The 20,176-nt window shown below is 59.4% G+C and carries 16 protein-coding genes; 7 read left to right on the top strand and 9 right to left on the bottom strand.

Features of this window, described 5'->3' with window-relative positions; translation table 11 throughout:
* Positions 1-10: 10 nt before the first annotated feature.
* Complete coding sequence (locus D3Y57_RS17615) at positions 11-463, top strand: response regulator (protein ID WP_347400398.1); 453 nt, start codon at positions 11-13, stop codon at positions 461-463.
* A gap of 2 nt (positions 464-465) precedes the next feature.
* Here the strand turns inward: D3Y57_RS17615 and D3Y57_RS17610 are convergent, their stop codons facing one another.
* Complete coding sequence (locus D3Y57_RS17610; RefSeq protein ID WP_239025915.1) at positions 466-1,515, bottom strand: sensor histidine kinase; 1,050 nt, start codon at positions 1,513-1,515, stop codon at positions 466-468.
* Between the two features lie 118 nt (positions 1,516-1,633).
* On the opposite strand from D3Y57_RS17610, the gene D3Y57_RS17605 reads away from it, so the two are divergent.
* Positions 1,634-3,328 carry an amidohydrolase gene (locus D3Y57_RS17605; RefSeq protein ID WP_121154696.1) on the top strand — a complete coding sequence of 565 codons (1,695 nt, stop codon included), beginning with the start codon at positions 1,634-1,636 and terminating at the stop codon, positions 3,326-3,328.
* Here D3Y57_RS17605 and D3Y57_RS17600 read toward each other — a convergent pair.
* Positions 3,318-5,345, bottom strand: a complete 2,028-nt coding sequence (locus tag D3Y57_RS17600; RefSeq protein ID WP_121154694.1) for a protein-disulfide reductase DsbD family protein — start codon at positions 5,343-5,345, stop codon at positions 3,318-3,320. The genes D3Y57_RS17605 and D3Y57_RS17600 overlap by 11 nt on opposite strands.
* Positions 5,346-5,407: 62 nt before the next feature.
* Here D3Y57_RS17600 and D3Y57_RS17595 point away from each other — a divergent pair, with 62 nt between their 5' ends.
* Entirely contained in the window at positions 5,408-7,066 is a 1,659-nt protein-coding gene (locus D3Y57_RS17595) for an alkaline phosphatase family protein (RefSeq protein ID WP_121154692.1), read from the top strand.
* Here the strand turns inward: D3Y57_RS17595 and D3Y57_RS17590 are convergent.
* The 5 genes from D3Y57_RS17590 to D3Y57_RS17570 form a co-directional block, all read right to left on the bottom strand.
* Positions 7,063-8,079: a polysaccharide lyase domain-containing protein gene (locus D3Y57_RS17590; protein WP_239025914.1), complete on the bottom strand. Its 1,017-nt coding sequence runs from the start codon at positions 8,077-8,079 to the stop codon at positions 7,063-7,065. The genes D3Y57_RS17595 and D3Y57_RS17590 overlap by 4 nt on opposite strands.
* Positions 8,080-10,677 carry a methionine synthase gene (gene metH, locus D3Y57_RS17585; protein ID WP_121154690.1) on the bottom strand — a complete coding sequence of 866 codons (2,598 nt, stop codon included), beginning with the start codon at positions 10,675-10,677 and terminating at the stop codon, positions 8,080-8,082.
* Between the two features lie 170 nt (positions 10,678-10,847).
* Positions 10,848-11,894, bottom strand: coding sequence for a homocysteine S-methyltransferase family protein (locus D3Y57_RS17580; RefSeq protein WP_121154688.1), 1,047 nt, complete (start codon positions 11,892-11,894; stop codon positions 10,848-10,850).
* Complete coding sequence (gene metF, locus D3Y57_RS17575; RefSeq protein WP_121154686.1) at positions 11,891-12,832, bottom strand: methylenetetrahydrofolate reductase; 942 nt, start codon at positions 12,830-12,832, stop codon at positions 11,891-11,893. Before metF ends, D3Y57_RS17580 begins: the two co-directional genes overlap by 4 nt.
* The gene (locus D3Y57_RS17570; RefSeq protein WP_121154684.1) at positions 12,829-13,779 is read right to left on the bottom strand and encodes an ArsR/SmtB family transcription factor; all 951 of its coding nucleotides are present in this window, start codon (positions 13,777-13,779) and stop codon (positions 12,829-12,831) included. The genes metF and D3Y57_RS17570 overlap by 4 nt, the downstream gene beginning before the upstream one ends.
* A 161-nt stretch (positions 13,780-13,940) precedes the next feature.
* Here D3Y57_RS17570 and D3Y57_RS17565 point away from each other — a divergent pair, with 161 nt between their 5' ends.
* Both D3Y57_RS17565 and D3Y57_RS17560 read left to right on the top strand, forming a co-directional pair.
* On the top strand, positions 13,941-14,249 hold the full coding sequence (locus D3Y57_RS17565; RefSeq protein ID WP_121154682.1) for a hypothetical protein: 309 nt from the start codon (positions 13,941-13,943) through the stop codon (positions 14,247-14,249).
* Positions 14,250-14,285: 36 nt separating this feature from the next.
* Entirely contained in the window at positions 14,286-14,540 is a 255-nt protein-coding gene (locus D3Y57_RS17560; RefSeq protein WP_121154680.1) for a hypothetical protein, read from the top strand.
* Positions 14,541-14,731: 191 nt separating this feature from the next.
* Here D3Y57_RS17560 and groL read toward each other — a convergent pair whose 3' ends face one another.
* The gene (groL, locus tag D3Y57_RS17555; protein ID WP_121154678.1) at positions 14,732-16,378 is read right to left on the bottom strand and encodes a chaperonin GroEL; all 1,647 of its coding nucleotides are present in this window, start codon (positions 16,376-16,378) and stop codon (positions 14,732-14,734) included.
* Between the two features lie 49 nt (positions 16,379-16,427).
* Positions 16,428-16,715: a co-chaperone GroES gene (gene groES, locus D3Y57_RS17550; RefSeq protein ID WP_121154676.1), complete on the bottom strand. Its 288-nt coding sequence runs from the start codon at positions 16,713-16,715 to the stop codon at positions 16,428-16,430.
* 425 nt (positions 16,716-17,140) lie between these two features.
* On the opposite strand from groES, the gene D3Y57_RS17545 reads away from it, so the two are divergent.
* Both D3Y57_RS17545 and D3Y57_RS17540 read left to right on the top strand, forming a co-directional pair.
* Positions 17,141-18,460, top strand: coding sequence for a hypothetical protein (locus tag D3Y57_RS17545; RefSeq protein WP_162987180.1), 1,320 nt, complete (start codon positions 17,141-17,143; stop codon positions 18,458-18,460).
* Between the two features lie 110 nt (positions 18,461-18,570).
* Positions 18,571-20,169, top strand: a complete 1,599-nt coding sequence (locus tag D3Y57_RS17540; RefSeq protein ID WP_121154672.1) for a ShlB/FhaC/HecB family hemolysin secretion/activation protein — start codon at positions 18,571-18,573, stop codon at positions 20,167-20,169.
* Positions 20,170-20,176 lie beyond the last annotated feature (7 nt).

Genomic DNA, 20,176 nt, shown 5'->3' with positions numbered 1-20,176 from the left:
CGAGCGCTCATTGTTGCTTAAATATAACTTCATTGTTCGAAAAGAGACAAAGACCACCATGCCTGCCCGTATCCTCATTGTTGAAGACGAGATGCTCGTCGCAATGGAGCTCGAAGCTATTCTTGAGGATCTGGGTTACGTTTCGGTCGGTATCGCACCCGATATGGCGACGGCTCTCGATCTGGGTATGCTGAAGCCCGATCTGGCGCTGGTCGATTTGAACTTGCGCGACGGGCTTACTGGTCCAGAAATCGGCAAGCGACTGAGCGGTCAGCATAACGCGTCGGTATTGTTCATTACCGCCAACCCACGCGTGCTTGGAAATGGCGTGGCAGGAACCATCGGCGTGTTAACTAAGCCGACGGATCTTGAGGTGGTTGCAGCAGCGGTAGAATATGCTCTCCGCCGGAAAGTTGGCGACGTTGCCGCCATCCCCCCATCGAGCTTGCGGCTTTTCGCCTGACCTTATTCTGTCCGGGTAAGTCGCCCAGCGGGTACCGTTATATGAACGGTCAGCCCAACTCGATCCCAAGTCTGTTTTATCGTGCCTCCCAGTTGTTGTACGATACTGAGTTCGGCCAATTGCGACCCAAATCCCGTGCGTTCGGGTGGTCCGGCAATTTCAGGGCCGTTACGCTCGATCCAGACAACGCTTACTGCATCGTCATTAACTGACGACGCAACGGCGACTGCGCCGTCCGCAACCGACAACGCGCCATATTTCGCCGCGTTGGTCGCCAGCTCATGGAATACGAGGGCGACCGGCGTTGCACCGCGGTCGTCTATTGCGACATCATCGCCCGAGATCGTCAGCCGTCCCTCGTTAAGCGCAGGGTAAGCCGCAAAAAGGTCGTGCAACATCGCGTGCAGGGTGGACGCCGCAATATAGGGTGCGGACTGTTCGCTGTGTGGCCTGACAAATTCGTGAGCCCTGGCTAACGCCGCAATGCGGGCCTGAAGTTCGCGCCCATAAGCTTTGGCTTCAGGGTGACGACGGACCGACAGCCCGACCAGTCCACCGATAACGGCAAATATATTTTTGATGCGGTGGCTAAGCTCGCGGCTTAGTATTTCGTTCTGCTCAGCATTGCGTTTCGCATTATCGATATCGGTGCAGGTGCCCATCCAACGTATAATTTTCCCTTCCCCATCCCGGATCGGTAACGCTCGTCCGATCGTCCAGCGATAATTCCCGCTGCGATGGCGGAGACGATATTCGACCTCATATGGTTCCCCGGTAGCAAGGCTATGGTTCCAGCGCTTCCACGCCTCTGGCCGATCATCGGGATGAAACACGCCCTCCCAGCCCTTGCCATCGGTTGATCCGGTTGGAACACCAGTGAAATTATACCACTGCGAATTATAATAATCGTGGAACCCGTCAGGCAGCGTTGACCAGACCATCTGCGGCATCGCGTCGGCAAGTGTGCGAAATCGCGCATTGCTGTCCCGGAGCGCGTCGCGCGTGGCTACAAGGTCCGTCGTGTCAACATTCTCACTGGCAAAAACAGGCAAACGCGATTCCTAGATTGATAGTATAATGTTCATTTAGATAACGGTTGCGCGGCAAAAAGTGTCCAGTCCAACCTAGCATCCCCTGTCCTCGCGCAAAACCTTCTGGCAACATGGGCTTATGACCCGCACCATAAACCGCCGCGCACAATGCGCCAGATTTCTCCCTCCACGGCTTCGTTTTCGGCATTGCCTGGCACTTGCGATCATAGTCGCCACACCTGCGCTTGCCGACGGCTGGGTGGACAATGTCAACGGCGTAACACTCGATGCACAGGGCAAAATCATCAGGTTCACTGGCCTGACCGTGACCCCGGATGGCAAGGTCGGCAAGCTGGTCCAGCGGGGCGACAAAGCTCCAGAGCGGCCCGATTGGAAGCTTGATGGCAAGGGACAAACGCTGCTGCCCGGCATGATCGACGCGCACGGCCATGTCATGGAACTGGGTTTCAGCGCGCTTACGCTCGACCTGTCCGACACCACATCGCTCGATCAGGCGAAGGCAAAGATCACCGCCTACGCCGCCGCCCATCCCGACCGTCACTGGATACTCGGTGGGGGCTGGAATCAGGAGAAATGGCAACTCGGACGTTTTCCAACCGCCGCCGACCTGAACGGCCTCGCCGGTGACCGCCCAATCTGGCTGTCGCGCGTCGATGGTCATGCCGGCTGGGCCAACACCGCAGCGATGAGCGCAGCGGGCGTTACCGCTACGACAAAGGCACCGGCAGGCGGACGGATCGAATCTGTTGCGGGCAAACCGACCGGCGTGTTCGTCGATGCGGCCACCGCTCTCATTGCCAAAGCAATCCCCGCACCCACTTCCAAAGACCGCGACCTTGCTTTTGCAAAGGCTCAGGACATTCTGCTCGGCTTTGGCATCACCGGCATCGCCGACATGGGCACGACTCTCGACGATTGGAACACATACCGGCGCGCAGGCGACACCGGACGGCTGGCCGTCCGCATCTATTCCTATGCTTTCGGTATCGAACCCACGCTGACGATCGCAGCGGGTGAACCGACATCATGGCTCTATGCCGATCATCTGCGCATGGTAGGCGTCAAATTCTATGCTGACGGTGCGCTCGGATCGCGCGGAGCTTGCCTGAAAAAACCCTATGCCGACAAACCCGGCGATAGTGGTTTGTGCTTCATGGATGACGCCAAGATGAAGAATCTGATGAGCCGCGCCGCGATGGACGGGTTTCAGGTCGCCATCCACGCCATCGGCGATCGTGCCAACGATGAAGTCCTGACCGCGATCGAAGACCTCGCCCCGACCTACAAAGGCGACAGGCGCTGGCGGATCGAACACGCGCAGATTGTGGACCCTGTCGATCTGCCACGCTTTGGCAAAAATGGCATTGTCGCCTCTATGCAGCCCGTCCACCAGACGAGCGACCGGACAATGGCCGAAGCACGCCTTGGTGCCGCTCGCTTGCCCGGTGCCTATGCATGGAAATCCATGCTGGCCAACGGTGCGCATCTCGCTTTCGGCTCGGACACGCCCGTCGAAAGTCCTAACCCCTTCCCCGGCATCGCCGCGGCGATCAGCCGTGAAGGCGCTGACGGTCAACCCTTCGGCGGCTGGCAGCCACAGGAAATCATCACTCGCGAACAGGCGCTCGCGGCGTTCACCACCGGCGCTGCCTATGCCGCCTTTGCAGAGGATCGTGTTGGGCGGCTCGCTCCCGGCTTCCGCGCCGACTTCATTCTGGTCGATCACGATCCGCTAGACGGGCCACCAGCATCAGTGCGCGCCACAAAGGTCGCCGAAACATGGATCGGCGGAAAGCGCGTCTTCAGGAAGTAAGTGCGATCAGCGTCCCCGGAGTCAGCACTTGTGGCAGGACTTCGGGCTTCGCGTTGCCGGGGAGGTAGTACAGATAAAGCGGCACACCCGACCGCCCCTGCGCGTTCAGAAACCGCCCGATCGTCGGATCGCTGCGTGTCCAATCGCCGACCAACGTCGCTACCTTCGCTTTACCGAATGCAGCCGCCACCTCTGGCCGGTCGATTGCGATCCGTTCATTCACCTTGCAGGTCAGACACCAGTCCGCGGTGAAATACACGAACACCGGTCGCCCCTCGGCCTGTAACGCCGCCAGTCGTGCCTCACTAAATGGCTCGGATTTTAGCGCATCGACGGTCGCGGCCGAAGCCGGAGCGGATTGCGGCACCACAGCCACGCCGATCGCCCCGGCAACAACCGCCATCACGGCACCGATCGCTAGGCCACCTTTTCCACGAGCCTGTCGCAATCCCGTCCACCAGAAACCGAGCGCAGCAAACAGCGCCAGTCCAAGTCCCCGCACAAGCGCATCGACCCCCGCCTGTCGCCCAAGCAGCCACGCCAGCCCCAGCGCCGTCAGGAACATCGGCACGCTCAAGATGCGCCGCAAAGTCGCCATCCATGCACCCGGCTTCGGCAACATCCGCCGCAGCACCGGGAAAAACCCAAGCGCCAGAAACGGCAGCGCCAGCCCCAGTCCCAGTCCGGCAAACACCGCCATGGCAGCAGCAGGCGGCAGGACCAGTGCCGCCCCCAGTGCCGCGCCCATGAACGGACCAGTGCACGGGGTCGCAATGAACGCCGCCAGCGCACCCGTCACAAAACCATTGCCCTGCGCAGCAATTCCGCCTCCTATCGCAGGCAGTTCGAACAGCCCCGCAAGGTTCAACGCAATCGCGACGACCAACAACAGCAACACGATGATGACGCGCGGATCTTGCAACTGGAATGCCCAGCCGACGGCACTTCCGCCGGCTCGCAACACAAGGATCGCGCCGCCAAGCGCCACACAAACCGCAACCGCGCTTGCCGTATAGGACAGCGCGTCACGTCGCGCCGCACGTTCTTGTTCGGGATTGGCATCCCCACCCGCCTTGGCAAGCGACAGCGCCTTCAAACTCAGGATCGGAAATACACACGGCATAATGTTCAGGATCAGTCCGCCGAGCAAAGCTCCACCGATGGACAGCAGGATCGTCGTCAACGACCCATTCCCCCCCTGTTCGTTCAGCGGCGTTCCATCCGCCGGAACTGCGCCTGCCTGCGGCACAATCTCAAACCCGCGTCCACCGATCGACAAGACGCCAGCCGGAATGCCCATCCCACCCTTGGTCGCCGAAAGGCTGGCGATCAGGACTTCACCCGACCGGCTGAACAACTGCGGCGCAGCATCGACAATCACACCATTGTCGTTCGGAAAGAAATGCGCGTCCGCAACGTCCGCAGTCGCGGGATAAGGAATGGCAAGGCGCACCCGATCTCCACGTCGCGCGAATGTGACTACAGAACCAAGTGGCGTCGGCAGCTTTGCCCGCCAGCCGTCGAATTGCGGGCCGTTCGTCACCGCCCCGGCTCCGACCTGCAGATCGAGAGAAAACTCGCCACGTTCGGGAACACAAACCTGATCGGTACATGCCAGCCAATCAGCTTTCACCCGTATCGGCAAAATCGTGCCTGCCGCGATCCCAGCCGGAATTTTCAGTGGAAACAACAGCGCATGGTCAGCCTCGAACACATAGTTCGTCAGACCAGCAATAGTCAGCGCGTGGGGTACCGGAAACGCGGGAGCGCCAACGCTGGCCCCCTTCGGCAAATCCCACGCAAAGCGCGGCGCAAGGCCCGCTTCACCGGGATTCTTCCAATACCCGTGCCAGCCCTTGTCGGTCCGCATCTCGACCGCGATCGTAATCGTCGATCCCGCCACCGGTTCCATGACCTCTGAAACAAGGCGGGGCTGAATATGCGTCGGTTGGGCCACAGCCTGCGGAACCAACGCAATCGCCACCAATGTCACGAGCCAGAAATATATAGCCTTCATGCGGGACTCCATGGACGCGCGGCAATACGCTGACGACTCATAATTTCATACGGAGAGACGCTTTGGCCCGGTACTTGTTTGGCGCGCTTGCACTGACGCTTGTAACATCGACAGCGCAAGCCCAATCTGCCCCTCCGGTTAAGCCAAAGCTGATCGTCGCAATCTCGGTCGATCAATTCTCGTCCGAACTGTTCCAGCGTTACCGCCCAACTTACGTCCACGGCCTGAAAACCATATCCAGCGGCGTCGCGTTCCCCGTCGGTTATCAAAGCCATGCTGCGACCGAAACCTGCCCCGGCCATTCGACCATCCTGACCGGTCGTCACCCCTCTGGAACAGGCATCGTCGCCAATAGCTGGTTCGATGTGAAGACCGGATCGAATGTCTATTGCGTTCTGGCACCCGGATCATCCGATGCCAACGCACGCGGCCCACAGAATATGCGCGTCACAACGTTCGGCGACTGGGTGAAAGCAGCGCAGCCGGGTTCGCGATCCTATGCAGTATCGGGCAAGGACCGCGCGGCAATCACGATGGGCGGCAAACACCCAGATGGCGTTTATTGGTGGGTCGATGGCACCGGCTTCACGACATCCGAATTTGCAGGCCCCGCAACGCCTGCAACCACCGAACCCGTGCGAGCATTCGACAAAGCACTGTTCGAAAACTGGAAAAAGACGCCCCCGCCCTTGTGGCCCGTTGCTTCTTCACAATGCACAGCACTCCAGAAACCTCACCGCTTCGGCAACATCGATCTGTCAGGAAAAGTCCCGCCCGAAATCGCGTCACACGTCGAGGAAAGTCCAGACTTCCTGACAACCACCGACTTTCAGGAAAACCTCCGCGCCTCTCCGTTATTCGACTCAACTGTGGTTGATTTCGCGCGGGATTTGATCGCGCGGCATAATCTGGGGCGCGGCCCAGCAACCGACGTTCTCGCAATTAGTCTGTCCGCGACCGATTACGTCGGACATCGCTATGGCAATGGCGGCGCGGAAATGTGCGTCCAGCAGGCCGCACTCGACGCATCCATCGGCCGATTGCTCGACGGCTTGCAACACACCGGAGTTCCGTTCGTCGTGGTCCTGACCGCCGATCACGGCGCAACCGATGCCGCCGAACGCGAAGTTGAACATGACCCGGCCGCAACCCGCATCGACGATAGTGCATTGGTCGGCCGCCTGAACAAGGCAATCGCAGCACAACTTGGCATCGCCTATGAACCGATCGTCGGCAACGATGCCCAGCAACTTTATATCAACGTCGGCCCGGATGCCGCGCTTCGTGCCAAAGTCAGCGACGCGACCATCGCCTGGCTAAAACAACAACCCGAAGTGCGCGAGGTATTTACCCGCAAGGAGGTCGAGGCCGCCACCGTTCCACCCCACACCACGCCGGATAAACTCACGATGGTCCAGCGTTATCATGAAAGCTACGACCCCGATCGGTCAGGCGATATTGCGGTGGCCTATGCTGCACGAACCAGCTTCGGCATCCCGCGCGGTCCCGGCGATACAGTGGCCGGACATGGCTCGCCGTGGGACCATGACCGACAAGTGCCGATCCTGTTCTGGTGGCCGGGCGCAACTGCCGAAACACGCGCAACCCCCGTCGAAACCGTCGATATCGCGCCAACCCTCGCTGCTCTCGCCAAGGTTCCGACGCCTATGGTCGATGGGCAGTGTATCAACCTCAGCGCGAGCGGAACCAACTGCCCTTAACGCGTCTCGAACGGTTTGATGCGCGACGACAGCTTGTTCGCACCCAGTTTCAGCGGTTCGTGGCTCCAGTCGGCCACGAACACGCTGGGCCACGTCACGGCCGGCGCTTGCGACGCGTCATTGCCTTCGATGCTCAGGCCAGCCGACGGATGGCTGCGATGTTCGGCTGCGACCGCAATGAAGGCCGAATGATTTTCCTTGTCCTTGCCCTGCACGAAAATGTTGCGGGCAATGGTGCCGACCGCGCCTTCGGGCAAGTCGATCATATAGTTCGTCGCCTTGCCGTTCGAATCGTCAAAGCTGGAGTCCGTGACGCTGACCCGTGCCGCCCGGCTTTTGACGTAATGCCCGCCCGTGCCCCGCTCGAAACGCACACGGCTGACGGTGAGCGATCCATAGTCACCGATATAAATCGAATGCGAACACCGCCCATCGGGGCAACCGCCCAGTCCCGAAAACGTCGAATGGTCGATCACGATCGATCCACCCGCATCGTCGGCGCTCAATATGCCCTGTTCGGAATTGCGAAACGTCGTGCGCGTGACGTGAAGGTCGCCTTTTTCCAGGCGAATGCCCGATCCGTTCTGATCGGGGACGCGGATGTTCTGAAACACCAGACCATCGATTTCCGCGCTCAGTCCGCGCAGGACGAGCGCCGCTTTGCCCTCGCACGCCGTACCATCGAAGATCGCGCTGCCCGGTGTTTCGGCCCGGATGTTCAGCGCACCACCGTCGAAAACCGCGCATTCGTGGTAAGTCCCGGGTGCGACGACGATAGTGCCGCCGCTGCCGCCCAGCCCCTTCACCGCATCATCCAGCCGAAAGAACGTCCGCCCATTGCTGGTTGAAAACGGCCCCGTTCCCGCCGCCGCTGCGGGAGCCGCCAGCGCGATGACTGCCAGCAACATCAGGTTCGCGAATTTCAAGCGATCGACCATAGGATTTCTTGCTCCGTTTCGAAAAGCGGGCTGCCAGAAATCGCCGGTGTAGGACAGGCCGAAAGTCGTCGCCAATCAATCCAGATTGGGACGCAACCAGCGCCGCGCAACATCGGCATCGACTCCGCGCCGCACCGTATAATCCGCCAACTGGTCCTCACCGATCCGCGCCACGCCGAAATACTGACTGTCGGGGTGCGCGAAATAATAACCCGAAACCGCCGCCGTCGGCATCATCGCGAACGATTCCGTCATCGTAATCCCGGTCGCATTGGTCGCATTGAGCAATTCGAACAGCACGGGCTTGCCGCTGTGGTCAGGACACGCCGGATAACCCGGAGCAGGACGGATACCGCGATACTGTTCCTTGATCAGTGCTTCGTTGGTAAGCTGCTCGCCCGGTGCATAGCCCCACAACGTCGTGCGAACATGCTGATGCAGTCGCTCGGCGAACGCTTCGGCCAGCCGATCCGCCAAAGCTTTGAGCAAAATGTCGCTATAATCGTCGTGATTTGCCTTAAATCGAGCCAAATGCGGCTCAATTCCGTGTCCGGCTGTCACCGCGAACCCACCAATCCAGTCGCCGTCCGGATTCACGAAGTCCGACAGACACATGTTCGGACGCCCCTCACGTTTTGCAATTTGCTGGCGCAGGAACGGAATGCGCGGTCCATTGTCGATTACAACATCATCGCCATCACGGCGACATTGCCATAGTCCCGCAACACCCTTCGCCGTCAGCCATTTCTCTGAAATGATCTGGTCGAGCATCGCCTGTGCATCGGCAAACAGCGCCGTCGCACTCTCGCCAACAACCTCATCGGTCAGGATCGCCGGATAATTCCCGGCCAGTTCCCACGCGCGAAAAAACGGCGTCCAGTCGATGATCTCACGCAGATCCTCCAGCGGCCAATCCTGAAACGAATGAACCCCCGGCTGCAACGGCGCTGGCACCGGGCTGCTGAAATCGGCCGGAAACGCATTGGCGCGCGCGTCGGCAATCGGCAGTAAGGCATTTTGCCCTTTGCCTTCACGCGCAATCCGCACAGCATCATAATCGGCCCGCGTCTGCGCCACGAACGGATCGCGCTGGGTATCCGACAACAAGGTCGAAGCCACACCAACCGCCCGGCTCGCATCGAGGACATGGATCACCGGCCCGTCATAAGCAGGCGCAATACGGATCGCGGTGTGAACTTTCGAAGTCGTCGCGCCACCGATCAGCAGCGGCATGGTGAAGCCCGCGCGCTGCATCTCTTCGGCCATCGTGACCATCTCATCCAGCGACGGCGTGATCAGCCCCGACAGGCCAATCATGTCGGCATCGTTCTCATTCGCCGCTTCCAATATCTTCGTCCACGGCACCATCACGCCAAGGTCGATGACTTCATACCCGTTACACTGAAGCACAACGCCGACGATATTCTTGCCGATATCGTGCACATCGCCCTTGACCGTCGCCATGATGATCCGCCCCTTGGCACGCGTGCCAGGCTCCTTCGCCGCCTCGATAAACGGGATCAGATGCGCAACCGCCTTCTTCATCACACGCGCCGATTTCACGACCTGGGGCAGGAACATCTTGCCGCTGCCGAACAGGTCGCCGACGACGTTCATGCCGTCCATCAACGGCCCTTCGATAACCTCGATCGGCCGCGCGAACGCCTGACGGCATTCCTCCGTATCATCGACGACATACATGTCGATGCCCTTGACCAACGCGTGCTCCAGCCGCTTGGTCACCGGCCAGCCGCGCCATTCCTCGGCCGCCTTTTCGGCGACCGCGTCAGTGCCGCGATACTTCTCGGCCAGTTCGACCAGCCGCTCGGTTCCGTCCTCACGACGGTTCAGGATCACGTCTTCACAGGCATCGCGCAATTCAGGGTCGATCGTGTCGTAAACGTCGAGTTGCCCCGCGTTGACGATCGCCATGTCGAGCCCGGCGGGAATCGCATAATATAAAAAGATACTGTGCATCGCGCGACGCACGGGTTCGTTGCCACGGAACGAAAAGCTCAGGTTCGACAGCCCGCCAGAGATATGGGCGTGCGGACAACGGACGCGGATTTCCTTACAGGCCTCGATGAAGTCGACCGCGTAATTGTTATGCTCCTCGATCCCCGTCGCGATGGCGAAGATGTTGGGATCGAAGATGATGTCCTCGGGCGGGAAGCCGATGCCGATCAGCAGGTCATACGCCCGCCCGCAAATCTCGACCTTGCGCGCCTGTGTGTCGGCCTGCCCCACTTCGTCGAAAGCCATGACGACGACGGCGGCGCCGTAAGCCATGACCTTGCGCGCATGGATCAGGAACTGTTCCTCGCCCTCTTTCATGCTGATTGAATTGACGATGGGCTTACCCGAAACGCACTTCAGTCCGGCCTCGATCACCGACCATTTCGAACTGTCGACCATGAACGGCACCCGCGCGATATCGGGTTCGGCGGAGATAAGTTTAAGGAACGTCGTCATGGCGAACTCGGAATCGAGCAGCCCTTCGTCCATGTTGATATCGATGACCTGCGCGCCATTCTCGACCTGCTGGCGCGCGACTTCCACGGCCTTGGCGTAATCGCCCGCCATAATCATCTTTTTGAACGCCGCCGAACCGGTGACGTTGGTGCGTTCGCCAATGTTGACGAAAGTGGAGGAGGCCGAGGTGGTTTGCGTCATGTTTTCTTTTCCCCCTCTCCCCAAAACGGGAAGAGGGTCGGGAGAGGGAGGTAAAATAGTTCAGAGTGAGGTTTCAGTAAAACCCGCTTCCCTGAGCCTGTCGAAGGGTGTCCTTCAAGGTTGAAGCAGGACAACTTTTCGACAGGCTCAGGGAAGCGGGTTTCTTATTTTCAAGCCGCCAAAATCATCGGCTCCAGCCCGGCCAGTCGCGTAACCACTGGCGGCACCGGCAGTGCACGCCCCGGAAGCCCACGCACCGTCTTTGCCATCGCCGCAATATGCGCCGGTGTCGATCCGCAGCATCCGCCGAGAATATTGACCTGCCCCGCATCAGCCCATTCGCGCACCAGCGCAGCGGTCTGTTCGGGCAGTTCGTCATACTGCCCCAAATCATTGGGCAGTCCGGCATTCGGATAGACCATGATCAGCGTATCGGCGATGGCGCTCAGCGACTTCACATGAGGCCGCAATTGCTGCGCGCCGAACGAACAGTTCAGCCCGATCGTCACCGGCTTGGCATGACGAACCGCGTGCCAAAATGCTTCGACCGTGTGGCCCGACAAGTTACGCCCCGACAAATCGGTCAGCGTCATCGACACCATCAACGGCACATCGACCCCGCGCGCGATGCCCGCTTCGATCACCGCCATGATTCCGGCCTTGGCGTTCAGCGTGTCGAAAATCGTTTCGATCAGGATGAAGTCCACACCACCATCCAGCAGCGCGTCGATCTGTTCGCGGTAAACGTCCTTCAAATAGTCGAAGCTAATCTCGCGAAAGCCCGGATCGTTGACGTCAGGCGACAGCGACAATGTCTTGTTCGTCGGCCCGATAGCACCCGCGACAAACCGCCTGCGCCCATCACGTGCCTGAAAATCATCGGCAGCTTTCCGGGCGATACTTGCAGAAGCAAGGTTAATATCGCGCACCAGATGTTCGGCACCATAATCGGCCTGACTGATCAGGTTCGCGCTGAACGTGTTGGTCGAAACGATGTCCGATCCCGCGTTCAGATAATCGCGCGTGATCGCATCGATGACCTGTGGGCGGCTGAGCGCCAATATGTCGTTATTGCCCTTCTGATCCTTCGTCAGGTCAAGCGAGCCACGATACGCAGCCTCGTCCAGTCGGTAATTCTGGATTTCCGTCCCGAACGCGCCATCCGTGATGAGGATGCGCTTGGCCGCTGCTGCTAATAATTCCTCGCGCGCAGTCATGCCGCTTGCTCCTGAGCTTGCTTGTGGGGCCGGATGCCGAGCAGATGACAGATCGCATAGCTCAGCTCGGCACGGTTCAATGTGTAGAAATGAAAGTCGCGTACCCCGCCGGCGTAAAGCTTGCGGCATAGTTCAGCGGCAACGGTCGCTGCCACCAACTGGCGCGCGCCGGGGTGTGCATCCAGTCCTTCGAACAGCCGATCCATCCACGGCGGGATGGCGGTCCCGCACACGCCAGCGATCTTGCGGGTCTGTGCAACGCTGGAAACTGGCAAAATACCGGGAACGATGTCAGCCGTAATACCCACCGCCCGCGCGCGGTCGCGAAAGCGAAAGAACGCTTCGGGCGAGAAAAAGAATTGCGTAATCGCACGGTCGGCCCCTGCGTCGATCTTGCGCTTCAGATTGTCGAGATCGGATGCGCTGCTGATCGCCTCGGGGTGGGTTTCGGGATAGGCTGCAACCGAAATTTCAAAGGGTGCGATTTTCTTCAAACCTGTCACAAGATCGGCAGCACTCGCATACCCTTGCGGGTGGGCAACAAAAGCCGAACCCGCCACCGAGGGATCGCCGCGCAGGGCAACGATATGGCGAACGCCAGCCGCCCAATACTCGCGGGCAACTTCGTCGATTTCATCGCGACTCGCATCCACACAGGTCAAGTGCGCGGCTGCCGGAACGCTGGTTTCACGGACGATGCGCGCGACGGTGGCGTGCGTCCGTTCGCGCGTCGATCCGCCCGCGCCATAAGTCACCGACACGAAACGTGGGGCCAGCGGCTCGAGCGAACGTACAGCTTCCCACAGCGTCTCGTTCATCTTTTCGGTCTTTGGCGGGAAAAACTCGAAAGACACATTCGCATCGCCCGCAAGGTCAGCAAACAGCGGCGCATCGAGCGCGCGGCGCGCTTCCTCGAGTTGGTTCAGAGTAAGGGTCATGCCGCAATCGCTTTCATCAAGGCGGGTCGTGTCGCCAGCCAGAGTTTCACCGTTAGTTCGCCGCCATCCAGCGTTTCCGTCCGGTCGAGCGACAGGCCCGCCGCCACAAACCACAAACCCATTTGTCGGTCCGAAAACCCAAGGCGCGCATGGGCATCCTGCACGCGCAACTCCTCGCGGTCATGGCTTGCGAAGTCGACAATCAACAGCCGTCCACCCGGCGCGAGCAGACGGCCAACCTCTGCCAGAGCAGCTTCGGGTGTGGGAATATAATGCAATACCTGATGCAGGATAACAGTGTCCGCGCTACTGTCCTCGAGCGGGAGCGCAGTCAGATCGCCCTGGCGCAGCTCCCATTTTTCGGCACCGCTTTCACTCAGCTTGGAACGGGCAAGTCGCAACATCTCGGGGCTGCGATCAATGCCGACGGTATGCGCCGCTTTACTGCCAAACAGCTCAATCATCCGTCCAGTGCCAGTGCCGATATCCACAAGCCTGCCGATATTGTCACCCAGCACGGCATGCATCCGCGCCTCCACTGCGCTCTCCGCCACATGAAGCGAACGGATCGCGTCCCAATGATCGGCGTGCTGTGCGAAATATCGCGAGGCCGCCGCTGTCCGATCGGCGCGAACCGCTGCCAGACGAGCCACATCAGCGCGCTGTTGATGATCGCCCTGCCCAGCCGTCGCCACATCCAGCAACCCGAACAGCGGCACCGCGAGTGCCGACGGTGCGGGGGCAAGGAAAACCCAGCTCCCCTCGCGCCGTCGCGTCGCCAGTCCTGCATCGCAAAGAATTCGAACATGACGTGATACACGAGGCTGGCTTTGCTCCAGCACTTGCGCCATCTCCCCAACCGACAGTTCCATCGTTCTCAACAAGGCAATGATCCGCAATCGGGTCGGGTCCGCAAGCGCACGGAAAATGTCGATAACTTCGATCATGAAAAGTCATATAAAGAATTCTTTATATGTGGTCAATCGAAAGCAGGTGACTGACCCGTCTTGCCAAGCCCGAATCACAGGGATAATTCAGCGCCTCCGGAACGGCACCGCAACGGGGGCTGTCGTACCGGCAGGTTTCATAATAACTAGGGGAGTATCCCATGAAGAAATTTACACTCGTCGCCGTCCTCGCTGCCGCCGTCAGCGTTGCTGCCTGCAGCCACAAAGCTAAGAATGACACTGCCGAAGCTGCCAACTCATTGGCTGCCGACGCGAATGCGACTGCTGCTGCTGCGGTGAACACCGTCGACACAGCGACCAATAATGCAATGGCTTCGGCGGCATCGACGCTCGACAATGCTCAGAACACTGCACAGGCCGCTGCCGACAAGGCTGGTTCGGCTGCTGACAAAATGCGCGCTGCTGCCGGCAACGCGATGGTCGACGCAGGTAACACGATCAAGAAGTAAGGGTCTCACCTTACCAAATGATTTGAAGTCAAATGAATGGAGGGTCGTCCCGGGGAGCGGGGCGGCCCTTTTTTCTGTCTGGCGCAAAAACGTCCTGCGCGGCACTATGACGCGATGCGTACACTTGCCCTGCTCGCCTTGATCGCCCTCTCCGGGTGCGGATCGCCTAATGGCAACACCGTCGGCGGTGTCACGCGAAGCGAAGCACAGGCACTGAACGATGCGGCGACAATGCTGGACAAAAACGCAGTCGCGCCGATGGTTAGAAATGAGAGTATTTCAAAACCTTAAGGTCGGAAATCCCCACCACCAACTCCACAAAGAAAAGGCCGGAGGTTTCCCCCCGACCCATCTTGTAGCTTGAACAGTGCGGGCAAAAGCCCGCACTCGTCGTCGGTCTGGATCGGCCAACGAAGACGTTGCCGCCCCGCCGTCCGTTCTGATTTCGTATCCGGGCCAGCATCGCTGGCCCGGGTCCGAAATCAGAAATCCATGCCGCCCATTCCGCCCATGCCGCCGCCTGGCATTCCGCCCATAGCTGGCTTGTCGTCTGGCAGTTCCGAAACAGCAGCTTCGGTCGTGATCAGCAGACCGGCAACCGATGCAGCATCCTGCAACGCTGCACGGACAACCTTAGTAGGATCGATAACGCCGGCAGCAACCAGGTTTTCGTAAACCTCGGTCTGAGCATTGAAGCCCAGCGTGACGTCGTTGCTTTCCATCAGCTTGCCTGCAACCACGGCGCCGTCCCAACCCGAATTCTGGGCGATCTGGCGAAGGGGAGCCTGCAGGGCCTTGCGGATGATGTCGATACCGCGAGTCTGATCGTCATTGGCACCCTTCATTCCAGCGAGGGCGTGCGTTGCGTAAAGCAGCGCAGTACCGCCACCGGGGACGATGCCTTCTTCGACAGCAGCGCGGGTAGCGTGGAGAGCGTCGTCGACGCGATCCTTGCGCTCCTTGACTTCGACTTCCGAAGCACCACCGACCTTGATGACCGCAACGCCGCCAGCAAGCTTGGCAAGACGCTCCTGGAGCTTTTCCTTGTCATAATCGCTGGTGGTGTTCTCGATCTGCTGGCGGATCGCTTCGACGCGGCCCTTAATCGCTGCTTCGTCACCGGCACCATCGACGATGATGGTGTTGTCCTTGTCGATCGTGACGCGCTTGGCCTGGCCGAGCATTTCAATCGTGACGGTTTCAAGCTTGATGCCGAGGTCTTCGGAAATCATCTCGCCCTTCGTCAGGATCGCGATGTCTTCCAGCATTGCCTTGCGACGATCGCCAAAGCCTGGAGCCTTGACGGCTGCAACCTTCAGGCCACCGCGAAGCTTGTTCACGACGAGCGTAGCCAGAGCCTCACCCTCAATGTCTTCAGCGATGATCAGGAGCGGACGGCCCGACTGAACGACAGCTTCCAGAATTGGGAGCATCGCCTGCAGGTTCGACAGCTTCTTTTCATGGATGAGGATGTAAGGGTCGTTCAGTTCGACCGACATCTTCTCTGGGTTGGTGATGAAGTAAGGCGACAGATAGCCGCGATCGAACTGCATACCTTCGACGACATCGAGTTCGAAATCGAGACCCTTGGCCTCTTCGACAGTGATGACGCCTTCCTTGCCGACCTTTTCCATCGCTTCGGCAATCTTTTCGCCAACGACGGTGTCGCCGTTTGCCGAAATGATACCGACCTGAGCGATTTCCTTGGTGCCCTTAACAGGAACCGAACGCTTTTTCAGGTCTTCAACGACGGCGGTGACAGCAATGTCGATGCCGCGCTTCAAGTCCATTGGGTTCATGCCGGCTGCAACCGACTTCATGCCTTCGCGAACGATCGACTGAGCAAGAACGGTGGCAGTGGTCGTGCCGTCGCCTGCAAGGTCGTTCGTCTTCGAAGCGACTTCGCGGATCATCTGCGCGCCCATGTTCTCGAACTTGTCCTTAAGTTCGATTTCCTTGGCGACGGTAACGCCGTCCTTGGTGATACGGGGAGCGCCGAAGCTCTTGTCGATCACGACGTTGCGGCCCTTTGGCCCCAGCGTGACTTTTACGGCATCGGCAAGGATGTCAACGCCGCGCAGAATGCGCTCACGAGCGTCGCGGCCGAATTTTACGTCTTTAGCTGCCATGATTATTGTTCCTTCAGAATTGTCAGACGGTCTTCGAAATCAGTGGCGTTCAGCCAACGATCCCGAGAATGTCGCTTTCTTTCATGATGAGCAGGTCTTCGCCGTTCAGCTTGACCTCTGTGCCCGACCACTTGCCGAACAGGATCTTGTCGCCGGCCTTAACGTCCAGCGGCGTAACCGTGCCGTCTTCAGCCTTCGTGCCCGAACCAGCGGAGACGACTTCGCCTTCCTGTGGCTTTTCCTTGGCTGTTTCCGGAATGATAATCCCGCCAGCTGTCTTTGCTTCGGCTTCGATGCGGCGAACGAGCACGCGATCGTGCAGGGGTCGAAAGTTCATGGATGTCACCCTTGTCTTGGCTCCAATCAGGAGCGTGAACCTTTGCGTTAGCACTCAACGAGATCGAGTGCCAGCAGCGCACATATGTGTATGCGGATTGGCATCGTCAAGGCTCCGGATACCGCCCACGGGCCTATTCACAGATTATTAAATTTTGAAGTAAAACTATTAATACACATAATACACAAATTACACATCTCCACTAAGATTCACTAATAGATTTCAGTTCTATAATTAACAAATCCGATAAATATAATATTAACCAAACTGTTAATGGATATATGAAGGAAACTGTGACTTAATTAGACCTCAGCAATTAAATTTTGCCAAAAGTTCTAATTTAGGAGATTGAACATGCACAACAATCGCAAATACAAAATCGCCGTTCTCGGAGTCATTCTGACATCCTGCTCGATTCTGGTCGCTTGTTCGGGAAGCAGTTCTTACCGCGTCGCCAGTGTTGGCGAACAGCCCCCCCGCCTGGGGGTGATGGCGGCTCTTCGGGCGGCACTTCGAGTGGTGGAACTTCCGGTGGCACTTCGAGCAGCGGTGGCACGTCAGGTGGAACCTCCGGTGGTACTTCGAGCAGCGGCGGCACGTCAGGTGGAACCTCAAGCGGCGGCACTTCAGGCGGAACTTCCGGTGGCACTTCGAGTGGTGGAACTTCTGGCGGCTCTTCGAGCGGCGGAACGCAGACCGGCTCGTCACTGGGTGTCGTCGGCCAGGTGCTGGTCCTGGCAGGTAATGTCGTTCTCGGTACCACTGCCGCGAGCAATCCGGTGGTGCAAACCGTCAACGACATCGTTCCCGTCACAACGCCCGTTACCGGCATCGTCACGCGCGTCCTGACCAAAACGGGCCAGACGCTTGTGGATATCGGCAACGGCCAGACCATTCTTGCCGGTGGAGCCACCAATAGCCTTGGCCAACTGGTATCGCTCGGCATCGCCAACAATCAGTTGATTGGCGTATCCGATGGACAGTCTCTGATCGGCGTGAACTTGCTGTCAAAGACGCCAATAACCGGACAACTCGTGACGGCAGGTGCTCTTTCCGGCAATCACCTGGCAATCCTCGACATTACCAAACCGGGCGCTGGAGTCCTTGGTAGCACGCTCGCGGGCCTGACCGGAGGATTGACCGGCGGCACAGCGACCGGCGGTGTGGGTGGCGCGGTCGCTGGCCTGACTGGTGGCCTTGGTGGCACGGTCAAGGGGCTGACCGGCGCATTGACCGGCGGCGCAGCGACCGGCGGTGTTGGCGGCGTGGTCGCGGGCGTGACCAGTGGCCTTGGTGGTACAGTCGCGGGCCTCACCGGAGGATTGACCGGCGGTACGGCGACCGGCGGTGTTGGTGGCGTGGTCGCGGGCGTGACCAGTGGCCTTGGTGGTACAGTCGCGGGCCTCACCGGAGGATTGACCGGCGGTACGGCGACCGGCGGTGTTGGTGGCGTGGTCGCGGGCGTGACCGGTGGTCTTGGTGGTACAGTCGCGGGCCTCACCGGAGGATTGACCGGCGGCACGGCGACCGGTGGTCTCGGTGGCACCGTCGCGGGCGTGACCGGTGGTCTTGGTGGTACGGTCGCAGGCCTGACCGGAGGATTGACCGGCGGCGCAGGCGGCGGAGTCGCAGCCACCAATCCGCTGGGAAGCACATTGAACGGCGTCACCGGCACAGTGGGCGGCGTCGCGAATACTGCAACCGGGGTCGTCCACGGATTGTTGGGCGGCCTTACAGGTCATTGATGAAGCGGCGGGCCGGTAAATCCGGCCCGCCCGTTCACGACCCGACGCCTTTAACCCGATGCCTTTAGTTCGAAAAATCAAAATCCAGGGGACAACCCAGGGGGACAATAATGTCGTTCGTATTCATCCTGTGGGCCGCCGCGGCGGCTCCCGGCGTCAGCGCCTCTACGACGCCACTCATCATCGATCGCGGCCGGATCGACCGGGCGGTTCAGCCCGATCTGCCTGACCAGAAATCAAATCCTCAGCGCGGCGGTGTGGTCGTCACCGCCACCAGCCCGACCACTGCGATCCGGGGCATCAGTTTTCGCGGCGAAAAAGTGCCGGCGCGCGTTGCCGATGCTGCAAAGCCATTCCTTGGCCGTCCCGCCGACAAACCGACGCTGACTGCCCTCGCAGCGGCGCTTTCAGCGGCCTATGCCAAAAGCGATATCGCGCTCTATACGGTTGCGATCGGCGCACAGGACTTTGCCGAAGGTCAGGTACATGTCGATGTTATAGAGGGTTATGTCGCGGCAACAGCGATCGTCGATCCGAAAAAACGAGCCCATCCCCGCGTTCGGCGCATGACCGAAAACCTGATCGGGATACGTCCCCTGTCACGCACGTACTTCGAACGTCAAATTTCATTGATGCGCGACTTGCCGGGACTGACATACGACTTGTCTGCATTATCAACAGGCGACACCGGCGCGATCTCGCTGACGATCACGCCGCATCAAAAGCGCACGAAGTTCGACTTCGGCTATAGCAATCGCGGCACGCAGTTGCTGGGTCAGGGACAGTTTGAGGGTAGCGCAAAGCTTTTCGAAGCGTTGACCGACGGCGACCAATTCAGCCTGAGCGGAGCAGCCTCCTCAAACTTCCGCGATTTCCTTTATGCCGGGGCCGGATATCAGATCCCTGTCGGTTATGAGGGCGTCACCGTCTCCGCCAACTTAGGCTATCTGAAGACGCGCCCACGCTCGATTCCGATCGAAGGTTCCGCAAAGACGGCGGGGGTTACGGTCAGCTATCCGCTGATCCGGGGCTATAAACGCGACCTCTTCCTTTCGGCAGGCATCGACGGTATCAACAGCGACAACGCGGCATTCGGCAGCCTGATAGCATCCGAACGGACTCGTGCCGCACGGATTAGCGCCAGCGGTTCGCAGCGAAGTGAAAAACGCTCGATCGAATTTTCGGGAACGATCAGTCGGGGTCTCGGGATTTTAGGGTCACACGTCGATGCCCCCTTCGCCGACCGTGTTTTCACTAAAGCCAACCTAGCAGCCGCCATCGGACAGAAAATCGGCAAGGTCGTGATCGCGCGCGTCTGGGCAAGCGGCCAATACACGAGCGACCGCCTTCCTGCAGCCGAACGCTTTGCCGTTGGCGGGGCAGACTTTGGCCGCGCATTCGATGCCGGTATCCTGAGCGCCGACCGGGGTATTGCGGGTTCGGTCGAACTGGCCGTCCTGCCAAAGATCGCGAAGAAGCTTGAGAACACAGAGCTTTATGTTTTCACCGACGGCGCACGCGTTTCGATACTCGATCGCGGTCCTTATACGGGTGCTTCCTATGGGCTGGCTTCGGCGGGCGTTGGGACGCGGTTGAGGTACACCACAAAGGCCGAAATCGGGCTAGAGGGGGCAAAGTCCATTTCACGTCCCTATCCTGGATTGACTGATAACTGGCGTGTGTCGGTCGAATGGAAACTGGCGATATAGTAAGCGG

Source organism: Sphingomonas paeninsulae (assembly GCF_003660165.1).
Lineage (GTDB): Bacteria > Pseudomonadota > Alphaproteobacteria > Sphingomonadales > Sphingomonadaceae > Sphingomonas_O > Sphingomonas_O paeninsulae.
The sequence above is the reverse complement of the archived record's forward strand: the minus strand, read 5'-3'. Positions and strand labels throughout refer to the sequence as shown.

Excerpts from the sequence above, each read along its gene's own strand:
- groL (WP_121154678.1), bottom strand. The coding sequence starts at position 16,378 with ATGGCAGCTAAAGACGTAAAATTCGGCCGCGACGCTCGTGAGCGCATT.
- metF (WP_121154686.1), bottom strand. The coding sequence starts at position 12,832 with ATGACCCTTACTCTGAACCAACTCGAGGAAGCGCGCCGCGCGCTCGAT.
- D3Y57_RS17580 (WP_121154688.1), bottom strand. The coding sequence starts at position 11,894 with ATGACTGCGCGCGAGGAATTATTAGCAGCAGCGGCCAAGCGCATCCTC.
- D3Y57_RS17605 (WP_121154696.1), top strand. The coding sequence starts at position 1,634 with ATGACCCGCACCATAAACCGCCGCGCACAATGCGCCAGATTTCTCCCT.
- D3Y57_RS17540 (WP_121154672.1), top strand. The coding sequence starts at position 18,571 with ATGTCGTTCGTATTCATCCTGTGGGCCGCCGCGGCGGCTCCCGGCGTC.
- D3Y57_RS17560 (WP_121154680.1), top strand. The coding sequence starts at position 14,286 with ATGGAGGGTCGTCCCGGGGAGCGGGGCGGCCCTTTTTTCTGTCTGGCG.
- metH (WP_121154690.1), bottom strand. The coding sequence starts at position 10,677 with ATGACGCAAACCACCTCGGCCTCCTCCACTTTCGTCAACATTGGCGAA.
- D3Y57_RS17565 (WP_121154682.1), top strand. The coding sequence starts at position 13,941 with ATGAAGAAATTTACACTCGTCGCCGTCCTCGCTGCCGCCGTCAGCGTT.
- D3Y57_RS17570 (WP_121154684.1), bottom strand. The coding sequence starts at position 13,779 with ATGATCGAAGTTATCGACATTTTCCGTGCGCTTGCGGACCCGACCCGA.
- groES (WP_121154676.1), bottom strand. The coding sequence starts at position 16,715 with ATGAACTTTCGACCCCTGCACGATCGCGTGCTCGTTCGCCGCATCGAA.
- D3Y57_RS17600 (WP_121154694.1), bottom strand. The coding sequence starts at position 5,345 with ATGAAGGCTATATATTTCTGGCTCGTGACATTGGTGGCGATTGCGTTG.